The following is a 14,122-nucleotide window of genomic DNA, read 5'->3' on the forward strand; positions in this document are numbered from 1 at the left end:
GCTTAGGGTTTGGCTGTCTAGTGCTTAATAAATAATGTAACGAATCACTTAATGAATCACGCAGCGATCTGTTTGCTGTAATGGAGATATTTAACATGGCGAGTAAACACTTTTCAATCAAGCTATTGATCGGCGTATTAGTGTGCGCCTTGCTCGCTCTAGGGGGCTGGTTTTACTACCAAAGTCACCTAGAGTCCGCCATGCCGGATTATGTTGCTTCTGGGAACGGGCGTATTGAAGCGGTTGAGTATGATATTGCCACCAAATACGCAGGACGTTTAGAGGCGGTATCAGTCAATGAAGGGGATATGGTCGCAGCAGGCCAACGCCTGGCCACCATGAACACAGACGCAATCGAAGCGCAATTACGCGAAGCACAGGCGGCTTGGCGCGAGGCCCAGAGCAGTCGTGATTATGTGCAAGCAATGGTTGAGGTGCGAAAAAGTGAGTTAATTTACGCGCAAAGAGAGCAAGAACGCGCGGCAAAATTGGCCAGCTCGGGTCATATTTCACAAGAAAAACTGGATCAGGCAAATACAAAATACGTCACGGCAAAAGCCATGCTCAAAGCGGTGAATATTCAAGTCACGCAAGCGGAGTCCGGCATTGAAGCGACGCAAGCCGCCATTGCTAGGCTGCAAGTGACGTTAGACGAATCTTATCTTACTACGCCAATCCAAGGGCGTGTTTTGTACAAATTGGCGCAGCCTGGCGAAGTACTTGGTTCAGGAGGAAATGTCTTTACGGTTCTGGATCTGACGGATGTTTCCATGTCCATTTTTGTGCCTACGGAACAAGCCGGCAAAATACAGGTTGGCAGTGACGCACGCATTATCCTTGATGCTATTCCGCAGTATGTTATTCCAGCAAAGGTGTCATTTGTCGCCGCTAGAACGCAATTTACCCCGAAAGCAGTAGAGACTCGATCAGAACGTGACAAGCTGATGTTTAGAGTGAAAGTTACAATAGACCCAGCGCTATTAAAAGCGCATTTAAACGCAGTGAAAACCGGTGTACCAGGCAGTGCCTATGTGTTGCTCGACCAGCAGCAAGACTGGCCTGAAAATCTAGACGTTAAGTTGCCATAATGAGTACCACTAAGCCAAGCGTTGTTCGTCTTTCTGGAGTCTGTCATCGGTATGGTGATCTTGATGCGCTAAGTCAGATAGATTTGGACATTCCTGCTGGCTGCATGGTGGGGTTGATTGGGCCAGACGGTGTGGGTAAATCCACCTTGTTGGCCTTAATTGCTGGCGCGAGGGAAATACAAGAGGGCTCTATTCAAGTCTTTGGTGGAAATATTTCGAGCGCAAAATACCGCGACAATATTGCTCCGCGCATTGCTTTTATGCCGCAAGGGTTGGGTAAAAATCTGTACGCGACTTTATCGGTGTTTGAAAACATTGATTTTTTTGGTCGCTTGTTTGGCATTCCAACCCCACAACGGCATAAGCAGATTGATGAGCTGTTATTGGCTACCGGATTAGCGGCGTTTCGTCATCGACCGGCTGGCAAGCTTTCTGGCGGTATGAAGCAGAAACTTGGCCTTTGCTGCGCGTTAATTCACGCCCCAGATTTATTGATATTGGACGAGCCAACGACAGGCGTTGATCCGTTATCGAGGCGCCAATTTTGGCAATTAATTGAACGTATTCGGCGACGCCGGACTGGCATGAGTGTCATTGTGGCCACCGCGTATATGGATGAGGCGGAATTATTCGATTGGATTATCCCCATCAACATGGGCAAGGTGTTGGACACAGGGACGGTTGCACAGATCAAGCAGCGTACCAATAGCGATACTTTAGAAGCGGCTTTTATTCATTTGTTGCCGGATGACGTAAGCCGCGCGCACCACGAATTAGTCATTCCCCCTTTGAATAGTAACAAGGCCGCCATTGCCATTAGTGCGCGTGGATTGACGAAAACATTTGGTGATTTTACCGCGGTAGACAACATAAATTTAGACATTACTCAGGGCGAAATATTTGGTTTTCTAGGCTCAAACGGCTGTGGTAAAAGCACCACCATGAAGATGCTAACAGGGCTATTGCCGGTGAGTCGTGGAGAAGGCTTGTTATTTGGCAGCCCAGTTGAATCGAACTCAATGGCGATTCGTCATCGAGTCGGCTACATGTCTCAAGGTTTTTCGCTGTATGGTGAACTCACCGTGCTGCAAAATTTAGCCTTGCACGCCAAGCTGTTTCATATGCCAGCAGAAGAAGCCGAACAACGGATTAACCGTTTATTAGACCGCTTTACCTTACGCTCCTATCAACATATGAACGCCATGGCGTTGCCTTTGGGGATTCGGCAGCGGCTGTCACTGGCGGTCGCTGTGGTGCACGATCCAGAACTGCTGATTTTGGATGAACCAACGTCAGGTGTGGACCCAGTCGCGCGTGATGATTTTTGGGCTTTATTGATCGATTTGTCACGTAATCACGGTGTGACCATCTTTATTTCAACCCACTTTATGAACGAAGCCATGCGCTGCGATCGTATTTCATTGATGCACGCAGGCAAGGTGTTGGTGACGGACACCCCAGAGGCGATCAGTGCCTCGCGCCATGCCAACACATTAGAAGAAGCCTTTATCGGCTATCTTGAAGACGCACAAGAACACAAAGAAGCGCCTCCTGTCGAGCCGGAAATCAATGAAAAAGAATACCCAATAACCGTTAATCGAGCGTTCAGTTTGCGGCGTTTATTTGGCTTTGGTTATCGAGAGTCTTTGGAAGTGTTGCGCGACCCCATTCGTTTGGCGTTTGCGTTATTGGGCTCCGCGCTCCTGATGCTGGTACTGGGCTACGGTATTTCTTTGGATGTTGATGACCTAACGTTTGCCGTATTAGACCAAGATCAAACGCCGCAAAGCCGCCAATATATTGAGACTCTCTCAGGCTCACGCTATTTTATCGAGCGCCCGGCGTTAAGCTCGAGCAGTGAGCTTGATCGGCGTATGCAAGATGGCGAACTGAGTTTTAGCCTGATTATTCCACCCAGTTTCGGGGTGGATCTAAAACGCGGCCGCTCGCCAGAAGTGACTGTGTGGGTGGATGGTTCTATGCCATTTCGGGCAGAAACGATTGGCAGCTATATGCAAGGCGTGCACAGTGCGTACTTAACAGACTTGACGTTAAAGTCCCTCGGCTATGTGCCCAATACTTTGCCCGCCAGCATGGCATCACGCTATCGCTTTAACCAAGATTTTAAGAGCATTTATGCGTTGGCCCCGAGTGTTATTCCCCTGTTATTGATGTTTATTCCTGCCATATTGACGGCGTTGTCGGTCGTTCGTGAAAAAGAAATGGGCTCCATTGTTAATCTCTATGTAAGTCCGGCCACCAGACTGGAGTTTTTATTAGGCAAGCAGATTCCTTATATTCTGATTAGCATGGTGAGCTTTATGATCCTGCTTTTTGTGACCGTGTTTATTTTCCAAGTGCCCATCAAGGGGGATCTTTACGCGCTCTACAGCGCGGCATTGATTTACATAGTGGCCACCACGGGAATTGGTTTGTTAATGTCGACCTTTACACAGACTCAAATAGCGGCTTTGGCTGGAACGGCGATAGTGACGTTACTGGTTACGGTGAGTTTTTCCGGCTTAACCAGTCCGGTTTCGTCGTTGGAAGGCATTGGACGCTTGATGGGGGAGAGTTGGCCTGCGACCTATTTCATTATCATTATTCGCGGCATCATCACAAAAGGCCTTGGCTTCGCGGAGTTAGCGTCATCTTTTCAGTATTTGCTGCTGTTTGCACCTCTTTTTACGTTACTTAGCGTGTTGTTATTGAGGAAGCAAGGCCGATGAAATTTCGCATATTAGACACCAATATAGTGCAGTTAAGCATTAAAGAACTGCGCAGTTTATGGAACGATAAAGTCTTATTAATATTAATCGTGTGGGCGTTCAGTGGCGGTATTTATGTGGCGTCAACCGCGTCGTCTCAAGAGCTGAATAATGCTCCCATCGCCATTGTTGATGAAGACAATTCGCCCTTGTCCAAAACGATTGGCAATGCTTTTACGCAACCTTATTTTAATACCCCCGCTTACATTGAATACAGTGCTGTTGAGCCGGTGTTAAATGCGGGGCTCTACACCTTTGTCATTATCATACCGGCGGGCTTTCAAAGTGATGTCATGGCGGCAAAACAACCCACGCTTCAAATCAATATTGATGCAACGCAAATGTCTCAAGCTGGCATTGGTGATGGGTATATTCAAAACATTGTGAGTGGGGAAATTAAGAAGTTCGTAACCGGTAAGTTGGAGGCCTTTACGTTATCCGCCACCTTGATTGTTCGTAATAAATATAACCCGAATCTGACGAGCAGTTGGTTTGGGAGCATTATGGAAATCATCAATAATGTCACCATGTTGTCGATTATTTTGGCCGGGGCTGCGGTGATCAGGGAACGAGAACATGGCACATTAGAGCATTTACTGGTAATGCCTGTTAAACCGTTAGAAATTGTCCTTTCTAAGGTGTTGGCGAATGGTCTCATGGTGCTGGCGGCCGCGACACTGTCCCTTATTGTCATGGTGCAATATGTATTGCAGGTGCCGATTCGAGGCTCTGTTGGGCTGTTCGTTTTAGGTGTGGCACTGCATCTGTTCGCGACCACTTCAATTGGCATTTTCTTAGGAACCGTTGCGCGCACCATGCCGCAATTAGGCTTGTTGTTTATCTTAACGGTGCTGCCTTTGGAAATGTTATCAGGTGGGATCACCCCTTACGAAAGTATGCCGCAAATCATACAAAATATTATGCAAATTGCACCGACAACGCATTTTGTTAATTTGTCACAAACGATTCTGTATCGTGGCGGTGGTTTCAGCATTATCTGGAGTCAGTTATTAATACTGCTGTTGATTGGTAGTGTTTTCCTCGTGGGGGCCGTGGGTCGGTTCAGAGCGTCGGTTGCGAATGCGTAAAAGGCGTGCCCCGTGCTGAGTGCAACGAGCACGCATTAAAAACGCTTTTTAGTTTTGGTATGTTGAGTCCGCGGTTAAAATGGATAGTGCTGTTTGGGGTCTTCAATGGTGATCCAGCGCAAATCGGTAAACTCAGCAATCGATGAGGTGCCACCAAAACGCCCATAACCACTGTCTTTCATGCCCCCAAATGGCATTTGAGGCTCATCGCCTAGGGTTGGACCATTAATATGGCAAATGCCAGATTCAATGTGATTTGCGACCTGCAGGGCACGCTGAATATCGCGAGTAAAAACCGCCGCCGATAAACCATATTCGGTGTCATTGGCCACATGGATGGCTTCTTCAACGCTTTTGACTCGAATAATCGATTTCACCGGGCCAAACGATTCTTCTTGGTAGATGCGCATCTTTGAGGTGACATTATCGAGTAGTGTGGCTTCCACCATAGTGCCTTTAATGCCACCACCGGCGGTAAGGTTCGCCCCTTTGGCAAGCGCATCTTGAATCAATTGGTTCATCTTTTCTGCGGCATCAAGAGACACGAGGGACCCAAGAAGCACCTCGTTTCTTGGGTCTCCTGTGGTCAATAACGCTGCTCTAGCCGAGAGTTTTTGGCTGAACTCATCCGCCACGTCCTTATGTACTATCAGTCGCTCAGTCGACATACAGATTTGCCCTTGGTTCATGAAAGCACCAAACAGAGCGGCATTCACGGCACCGTCTATGTCCGCATCTTGCAACACAATAAGCGGTGCTTTTCCGCCTAATTCAAGTAATGCAGGCTTAAGGTTTTCAGCCGCTAAGCGCCCGACAATACGACCTATTTTTGTGGATCCAGTAAAATTGATGTGCTTCACCAATGGGTGTTCAATAAGCGTTTTGACTATTTCTGGTGCGTCCTCAGGGGCATTGGATAAAACGTTTAAAACCCCCGCAGGAAAGCCAGCTTCGGTAAAAATTTGGCCAATAAGAGATTGAGTGGCAGGGCATATTTCAGAGACTTTCAAAATAACCGTATTGCCGCAAGCAATGGCCATGGCAACGGCGCGCGTGGCGAGAATAACAGGCGCATTCCAAGGGGCAATGCCAACACAAACGCCTTTGGGTTTATGGACACTCATGGATAAGGTGCCCAGCTTATTCGAGGGAATAACTTCACCACCGACTTGCGTGGTAATGGCCGCAGCCTCTCTTAATAAGCCCGCAGACAGCATTGTGTTGAAGCCAGACCACATGGTTGTCGAGCCTGTTTCCGTCAACATAAGCTGAGCAAACTCAGCGCTTTTGCTTTCCATAATGTCGGCGGCTTTTAGCAGTCGCTGACGGCGCTCATTCGGGGTTGTTTTTGACCAGGTTTTAAACGCGTCGTGTGCCGACGAAACAGCGCGGTTAACATCGTCAATGGTGGCGGCCGCAGCAGTGCTTGCTACATTGCCGGTGACTGGGTCGATACGTTCAAATGTGGCACCATTTGATGCTTTGACATTTTCTGAGCCGATTAGTAATTCAACATTCATGTGATGACTACTCCTAAAAAAGCACAAACGGTTTTTAGATTGATGCGCATAGGCCGCTTAATTTGGCTATTAAGCGGCCATAGAAGGTTATTGTTTCTCTTTTTTGGGGTCTTCAACGCGATAGCCAACGGGCAAAAAGCGCCAATTAAAGCGACGTTCTAATTCTCCCCAAATGCCTTTTGGTAAAAAGAGTGAGAAAGCAATGGCGATCGCGCCTAGGCTCACGAGATACCAAACACCGGTGCTACTAAACCAAGTCTCAACAAGGAAAAAGATAATGGCACCAAGAATGGCGCCTTCAAATTTACCGATACCACCCACCAGCACCATAAAGATCATATAAGCCGACCATTGCACGCTAAAGTAAGTTTTCGGCAAAAACGTCGTCGCGCTGGTTAACCAAAGCGCCCCCGCCGCACCTATGCCAAACGCTGCAATAACAAACAGCAAACGTTTGGTTTTCTCTGGTTTAACGCCAATCGATGTGGCGGCTTCCTCGTCATCTCGAATGGCTTGAATCGCGGAGCCTGTTTTGCTGCGTAAGACAAAAAACAACAAAGTCAGCAAGCCAGCCATTGAGCCAAGCGTTAGCAGGTAAATAATGGTGAGACGTGACCCTGAGTCGTAGTGATTCAGGCTGACAAGAGAAATGCCTGTTTCTCCTTGAATCAAGCCATCGAGGTTCACCATCAAATGCAAAATGGACGCAATAACCCACATACCAATGGCAAACTCACCGCCTTTTAAACGCAGCATAATCAGGGAAATAGGGTAGGAGATTACGCCGACGATCACTGCAGACAAGCCAACAGAAATAAACGGGTCTAAACCAACGTTGGCAAGGCGAATAGTGAAATACGCGCCGAGTCCAAAAAAGGCTTGTTGGCCCACAGAAATTAATCCCCCATAGCCTGCCAATGCATTCCACATGGCGGCCAAAATGACGTAAATAAACAGCGCGGTAAGTCTGTCTAGCATCCCGTTAGAAGCAAACAAGGGTGCCAGCGCTAAAACAAGCAGAACCACTCCAGCGACCATGACGGCACGACGGGAGGAGGGGGTCCAACGTTGGATGGATACATTTTTTGCCCACTGACTCATTTTGACACCCCTAAAGCGAATTTAAGACGATGGCCTACCCCACCTTTGGCGAGGATTAAGCGGATTAAAAGAATGATAATGAAGAGGATGTGTCCACCTAAGAGAAAACCTTGAGGGTGAATGTTGGCGCCGATGGTCTGGGCAAATGCCAAAATAATACCGCCAATCAGAGTTCCCCAAAGAGAACCCACCCCACCAATAATGGTGGCTTCAAAGGCGAACAACAGCTGAGGGCCACCGGAGTAGGCATCGAATACGCCTCTGACGCCGAGCGCTAAGCCAGAAACCGCCACAGTGCTCATGGCCAACGCCGTGGCAATGGCACTGGCTCTTTTCGGATTAATCCCCACAATACCTGCGGTATCTGGGTCGTGGGCGGTGGCTCTAATTTGTCTTCCCAATGCGGTTTTTTTCATGAAAAGCTGTAAGCTGCCCAAAATGACGATGGCCGCTATTAAGATATAGACGGAGGTTTTGCCGACATAAAAGCCGCTAAACAACTCCCATGATTCCCACGAAAGGTCGCCAATATAAGGGGCCAGAGAACGGGTGTTTGCACCGAAATGCTCAAACAATAGATTCTCAATGACAATGGCCAAACCAAAGGTGGTGAGTATCGGGAGTAATTCTCCGCCACGGGCGCTTTTTTCCAATAAAAAAGCCTGTAATGCCCAGCCGATCAACATCATCACAGGGATGACAATGAGCAAGCCTACGAAAGGCGAAATATGGTAATGCTCTGCAAAAAACCAGAGCAAATAACCAGCGAAAACAAGCAGGCTACCATGGGCTAAGTTGATGATTTTCATAACAGAAAACATAAACGACAGCCCGCATGCTATGAGCGCATAATAGCCACCTAAGAGGATGGCCTGAATAATTTGATTGGTCACTTTTACTCTCCACTATTTGTTTTTATTTTATGAAGGCCGAAGTAAGCATCGGTTATCTCATCACGGGTTATGTCTGCCATTGGCTTATCGAGAACAATTTCGCCTTCTAGCATGCACACCGCGCGACTGGCGACTTTCATCGCACGGGATAAGTCCTGCTCTACTAAAATGATGGTGGTGTCTGTTGCTAACAATTTTTCTAAATTCTGATACACCTGATCGACGACCAAGGGGGAGAGTCCTAATGACACTTCATCAAGGATGAGAATGTCTGGGTTACTCATTAACGCTCGACCAATGGCGGTGGCCTGTTGTTCACCACCGGACATGGTGCCGGTTTTGGTATGACGCCTTTTGATTAGATTTGGAAACACCTCAAAGATCTTTTCGACATTCCATTCTCCTTTACGGGCAGAGGTGGCGCCCAACAGCAGATTTTCTTCTGTCGTCATATTGGTGAAGAGTTTTCGACCTTCTGGCACTAAGGCCAACCCGGCATTAACACGTTGATGGGAAGGCCGTTGTGTGATGTCGTTATCGTTTAAATAAATTCGTCCTGCGGTGAGAGTATGGGCACCACTAATGGCGCGTAAAAACGTGGTTTTACCGGCGCCATTCGCCCCAATAAGCGCAATGACTTCGCCTTTTTCAATGCTTAGGCTAACGTTACGGACGGCTTTTAATTGGCCGTGGCGAACGTCCATATTTTCTATTTTTAAACTGCTCATTCGACGCCACCTCCAAGGTATGCTTTTACCACTTGAGGGTCACTTAAGACGGTTTTTGGGTCTCCGTCGGCAATGATTTCTCCGGAATCCATGCAAATAAGTCGCTCCGCAACCTGCAAAAGCACATGCACTATATGTTCTATCCAAAGGATGCCAATGCCACGACGACGTAGCTCTTTGATGGTGTCGACCAATTGGATTGATTCGGCTTCTGTTAAGCCGCCGGCGATTTCATCTAGCAATAAAAATTTGGGTTGAGTGGCCAATGCTCGTGCAAGCTCTAGACGTTTGCGGTCTAGTAGTCCCAGAGAGTCCGCTTGGCGATTCGCAACATGCTCCATGCCACTTAGCTGAATCGCATCAAGGGCAAACTGATAGGCGCTTTCTTTTGTGGAGTCGACGCCGTATGAGGAGGCGACTAACACATTTTCAAATACCGTCATGCCACCAAAGGGTTTGGGGATTTGGTGGGTTCTTACGACGCCTAGGCTGCATCGCTCGGAAGCCGATTTATCAGTCACTTCTTGATTATTTAAAAAAATCGAACCTTCGTCCAAGCTAAACGCCCCCGCAAGGGCGCTTAGCAGGGTGGTTTTGCCTGCGCCATTGGGACCTACGATCCCAACGGCTTCGTCTGTTTTCATAGAAAAATCGACGTTTTTCAAAACGGATACACTGCCAAAGTGTTTAACAATGCCATTGGCCAGCAAGCCGTCTGATGTGGTGTGTGTCATCATTGTGTTCTCGCTGTTTTAGGCGTTGTATGGGGTCAATTTATGGGTGACAGGCACATTTCTGTCGGTGGCATTTTCCGTGATCAAATAATCAAATTGGAACGGGCCTTTTTTCGATTTGACCCATTGAGTGCCTATGATTGGCGCGGATGCAACGTTTGGCACTGGACCGCTGGTAAAGTCAACTTGACCTGCAATGGTACTGACATTCAATTTTCGCATTGCCATGGCAACATTGACTTTATTTTTAGGGTCAATGGAGGTTTTTAAGGTTTCCATCGCGGCATCAAATAATGACAAGCACGCTCCGATTTGCTGAGTCCATTGTTTGCTCGTTTGCGCTTCATAAAGGTCACACAGTTGGGTGCCTGTTTGGCCTGTTAATGGTGAACGATATGGGAAGTCTTTGTGCCAATAACACGCGCTAGCAAGGTTGTTACCAAGTCCACCGAGCGCTTCGATATCGGAAGGGAACAAGCCTGTTCTGGCGATTTGAGCGATTTTAATTTGGCGTGTTAACCCTTGCTGAGCCGCTTGACGCCATAACGCCGCAAAGTCAGATGGGATGGGAAAAGCATTAAATATTTCGATGCCTTCTCGTTTAAAGAGAGCGATTTGTGACGAGAAGTCAGAGGTGCCGGTTTCATAAGCACCAGGGTCGACAATTGTGTAGCCAGCGGCTTCGAGCTTAGGTTTTAAAAAGGTTCGAATGGCATTACCATCGGCGTCGTTAGGGTACATAACGCCGACTTTTTTGTTGGTTTTAATGAGGCTCCATTGAGAAATGTAGGTTTTGTAGAACTCATCCACACCAAAACTAAAATGATACGTCCACTTAAAAGGAGACGGTTGACCTGGTTTTGCACCGCGACCAAAATACCAGGCTTCCCACGGCATCACCGCAGACAAACAGGGAATGCCAGCGGCTTCACAAGCATCGGAGACTGGGTTGATTGTCTCTGGCGCTACGGTTGCTAGCATAAAATCAATATTTTCATTATTGATTAGATCTTTTGCCAATTGCCCCGCACGAGAAGGGTCCGATTGGCTGTCACGATCGAGGATTTCAATGTCATAGTTTACATTGTTGATGGTTAACCCATTTGCTAAGGCTTGGCGTACTTGGGATAAGACAAAAGGGTCCGTTTCGCCAAAAGCCCCCAGATGGCCAGTACGAGGAGAGATAAATCCAAGTCGTAGTTTTTTATCTGACTTTGCCGCCGCAAGTGTCGGGTTCATCGCCACAACAGCGCCCCCCACTAGAGCGGAAAGAGTGAATTGACGTCTTGATATGCCTGTTTTATTTATTTTTTTCATATTAAAACTCCAGAGTGTCCAGCTGCTAAATCGAGCTAGGGTTAAGTAAACAGTGTCATTGGTAAATCGTCTTAGATGTTAAAGTTGTGGTAAGGGGTTATCGTCATTGGCAATTGTGATCCAGCGTAGTTCGGTAAACTCGTTAATCGAACTGCTGCCTCCGAAACGCCCATGTCCACTGGATTTCATACCACCAAAAGGGGCTCTAGCGTCGTCTGCTATCGTGGTTGAATTAATGTGACAAATACCGGATTCGATGCGCTTTGCGATCTTCATCGCCCGGTAAGTGTCTTGACTAAACACCGCAGCAGCCAGGCCAAACTCACTGTCATTCGCGATGGTGAGAGCGTCATCGTCTGAGCGACAGCGAACGATATGGACTAATGGCCCAAAGCATTCTTCATAGTAAATACGCATTGACGGTGTCACGTTATCGATGACAGTGGCGTCCAAAAAGAAGCCGTTTACCTTGCCGCCGCAAAGCACGGTTGCGCCTTTTTCTACGGCATCGTCAATCAAGGCTTGCAATCGCTTCCCCGACTTAATATTGATGAGAGTCCCAAGTGGGTGAGACGAATCATTGATTAAACCACTGGTTAATGTTTTGGCTTTTTCAACAAAGCGCTGAATAAATTGGTCGGCAATAGGGTCTTGTAAAATGATGCGTTCGGTGGAAATGCAAAGCTGTCCTTGATTCATAAAAGAGCCATACGAAGCGGCTTCTACGGCTCGCTCTATGTTGGCGTCATCAAGCACGATAAAGGGGGCTTTGCCACTGAGCTCTAATAAACAGCGTTTAAGGTGTTTGGCGGCTAGTTCTGCAATCAAACGACCAACACGAGTAGAACCAGTAAAGTTAATGTGTCGAACGGCAGGGTGAGAAATGAGAGCGTCAACGACGTCGCTTGCCTCATCTGGGCGATTAGTAATGATGTTAATGACATTTTCTGGAAAGCCAGAGTCATTAATGATTTCAATCACCCGTTGGTGTGTTTTAGGGCAAAGTTCTGATGCTTTCAAAATGACGGTGTTGCCACAGGCAAGCGGCATTGCGATTGCGCGCACAGATAACAATATAGGGACATTCCACGGCGGAATGCCAAGACAAACTCCAATGGGTTGCTTAACGGCAAGAGACAAGGAATGCGCCGAGTCATTGGGCAATACATCGCTGGTGATTTGCGACGTTAAACTGGCGGCTTCTTGTAAGAATTCGACAGCGATGTCGATATTCATGTCTAGAAAATTATCGGCCGACCCGACTTCTTCTGCGGCCAATTGCTTTAATTCTGCGCTGTGCTTTCTAATGTTGGCAGCCGCGTCCAACAATAATTTTCTTTTTTCTTCAGGTTTAACATCAGACCATTTAGGGAACGCTCGGGCTGCCTTATCAACAATAGCAACGGCCTCGCAAGCGGCTTTTTTGTAGTCCGCGTGCGCAAAAGGCGAATTCGATAAAGGTTTTATTTGATGATGTCGTATCAAATGCTCTGTGGTCATAATTTGTTACCTATCCTGACTCAGCTTATTGTTGTTATTGCAGCACTCAGTCTTTGCATTAGGCTTTTAAAAAGCGTTATTTTGTTTTTATTTTGCTTATGCGTAGATTATTAATTAGGCTGCAGTGAACGTAAATGTTGTTTTTTGGTCTATAGTTGTTGATATTTGGTTTTCAGTATAATGTTTTTTTGCTGGGTTTACGTATTATGAATCAATCAGTTTCCGTTAATATCCATGTTCATGCCCGTTGTGAAATTCATGAAACGACCTTGTTTCATAAGAAAATAGAACCTAAACGAGGCCTATACGAAGGGTTTGCTCATGTGTTTTTTTTAACGTCTGGCAATGCTTGGTTAAACGCGGCAGGGCAGAAAATGGAAATGCACACGGATTCTATTGCCTATATTCCTGTGTCGGGCTCTTTTTCAGTGTCTATTGAAGCGGGCAGCACGGGATACCTGTTGGGAGTTTCTCAATATTTGCTTATCGAATTATTGGGTTCGAGTGCTGAGTCTGTGTTACTTCGAGAGTTTTCCGAGCGACATACCTACCTTGATGCTCCCGATGGTCATTTTGTTGAAGAATTTCATAATCTCGCTCAAGGCTTTTTGAATGAATTGAATGATGATAAACGCGGTTCCAGAATGGCCATTTCTTCTTATTTTAGCCTGATATTGATGGGGCTATGGCGGGTGTCTGGCAGCCAAGAGTCCGCCGATCAGGCGATGGGGGAAATCAAAACATTGCTGCAAAGTTTTCGCCATCTGGTGGAAATACATTATCGGGAACGCTGGACCATTCAGCAATACGCTGCGGCTTTATTGGTGAGTCATGATCGGCTTCATTCCATCTGCACTCGGACCTTGTCTAAAACTCCGAGCCAGTTGGTGCAAGAAAGGGTGATTTTTGAAGCTAAGTTGCGGTTAGAAAGGTCGGGGAGCAGCATTCAACAATTGGCGCATGATTTGGGGTTTTCTGACGCCACTACCTTTAGTCATTACTTTAAGCGTTACTCAGGTACGACTCCAGCAGCTTTTAGGCGAATGATTAAAAAACCGCATTTAGTCCCCGCGGATTCGTTGTCGTTTGGGCACGCTGATTGGCCATAACGCCGCGTGCAGTATTGGCTCTTGCTCAGCAGATAAAAAGTAGCGAGTAGCTTTTGAGCCTATGTATTCTTATGTAACCTTTTGAAAAAGTGACTGGGTATTTGTGAGTGTTATCGTGTCATCAAATAGCCGTCGCTTTCTTTTCCCTGTATTCTTCATCTTCATAATCTCTAAGGATTTTCTTCATTTTTCTGTGTTCTCTTACGTATTCTTTATGCTTTTTGGAAAATATTTACCCTATTGATATTTGAAATAATTATAAAGAATAAAAGGAAT

Annotated in this window: 11 protein-coding genes; 4 read left to right on the top strand and 7 right to left on the bottom strand. The window is 46.8% G+C overall.

Annotation, left to right across the window (positions count from 1 at the left end; translation table 11 throughout):
* Positions 1-95 precede the first annotated feature (95 nt).
* From E0D71_RS11460 to E0D71_RS11470, 3 genes are read left to right on the top strand one after another with little or no spacing between them, the layout of a single operon-like run.
* Positions 96-1,088, top strand: a complete 993-nt coding sequence (locus E0D71_RS11460; RefSeq protein WP_133003445.1) for an HlyD family efflux transporter periplasmic adaptor subunit — start codon at positions 96-98, stop codon at positions 1,086-1,088.
* Positions 1,088-3,817 (top strand): ribosome-associated ATPase/putative transporter RbbA, encoded by a 2,730-nt coding sequence (gene rbbA, locus E0D71_RS11465; protein WP_133003446.1) that lies wholly within the window; start codon positions 1,088-1,090, stop codon positions 3,815-3,817. Before E0D71_RS11460 ends, rbbA begins: the two co-directional genes overlap by 1 nt.
* Complete coding sequence (locus E0D71_RS11470) at positions 3,814-4,944, top strand: ABC transporter permease (protein WP_133003447.1); 1,131 nt, start codon at positions 3,814-3,816, stop codon at positions 4,942-4,944. Before rbbA ends, E0D71_RS11470 begins: the two co-directional genes overlap by 4 nt.
* A gap of 74 nt (positions 4,945-5,018) precedes the next feature.
* On the opposite strand, the gene E0D71_RS11475 is transcribed toward E0D71_RS11470, so the two are convergent.
* The 7 genes from E0D71_RS11475 to E0D71_RS11505 all read right to left on the bottom strand — a co-directional run bounded on the left by E0D71_RS11475 (position 5,019) and on the right by E0D71_RS11505 (position 12,737).
* Positions 5,019-6,464 carry an aldehyde dehydrogenase gene (locus E0D71_RS11475; RefSeq protein WP_133003448.1) on the bottom strand — a complete coding sequence of 482 codons (1,446 nt, stop codon included), beginning with the start codon at positions 6,462-6,464 and terminating at the stop codon, positions 5,019-5,021.
* Positions 6,465-6,551: 87 nt separating this feature from the next.
* Entirely contained in the window at positions 6,552-7,565 is a 1,014-nt protein-coding gene (locus E0D71_RS11480; protein WP_133003449.1) for a branched-chain amino acid ABC transporter permease, read from the bottom strand.
* Entirely contained in the window at positions 7,562-8,458 is an 897-nt protein-coding gene (locus E0D71_RS11485) for a branched-chain amino acid ABC transporter permease (protein WP_133003450.1), read from the bottom strand. Before E0D71_RS11485 ends, E0D71_RS11480 begins: the two co-directional genes overlap by 4 nt.
* A 2-nt stretch (positions 8,459-8,460) precedes the next feature.
* Positions 8,461-9,186, bottom strand: a complete 726-nt coding sequence (locus E0D71_RS11490) for an ABC transporter ATP-binding protein (RefSeq protein WP_133003451.1) — start codon at positions 9,184-9,186, stop codon at positions 8,461-8,463.
* Entirely contained in the window at positions 9,183-9,923 is a 741-nt protein-coding gene (locus tag E0D71_RS11495) for an ABC transporter ATP-binding protein (protein WP_133003452.1), read from the bottom strand. Before E0D71_RS11495 ends, E0D71_RS11490 begins: the two co-directional genes overlap by 4 nt.
* Positions 9,924-9,938: 15 nt before the next feature.
* Positions 9,939-11,237, bottom strand: coding sequence for an ABC transporter substrate-binding protein (locus tag E0D71_RS11500; protein WP_133003453.1), 1,299 nt, complete (start codon positions 11,235-11,237; stop codon positions 9,939-9,941).
* A gap of 78 nt (positions 11,238-11,315) precedes the next feature.
* A complete protein-coding gene (locus tag E0D71_RS11505; protein ID WP_133003454.1) occupies positions 11,316-12,737 on the bottom strand; it encodes an aldehyde dehydrogenase in 1,422 nt (473 codons plus the stop codon).
* 206 nt (positions 12,738-12,943) lie between these two features.
* Here E0D71_RS11505 and E0D71_RS11510 point away from each other — a divergent pair, with 206 nt between their 5' ends.
* Entirely contained in the window at positions 12,944-13,846 is a 903-nt protein-coding gene (locus E0D71_RS11510; RefSeq protein ID WP_133003455.1) for an AraC family transcriptional regulator, read from the top strand.
* Positions 13,847-14,122 lie beyond the last annotated feature (276 nt).

This window comes from Marinomonas sp. KMM3893 (assembly GCF_004352855.1).
In the GTDB taxonomy this organism is placed as follows: domain Bacteria; phylum Pseudomonadota; class Gammaproteobacteria; order Pseudomonadales; family Marinomonadaceae; genus Marinomonas; species Marinomonas arenicola.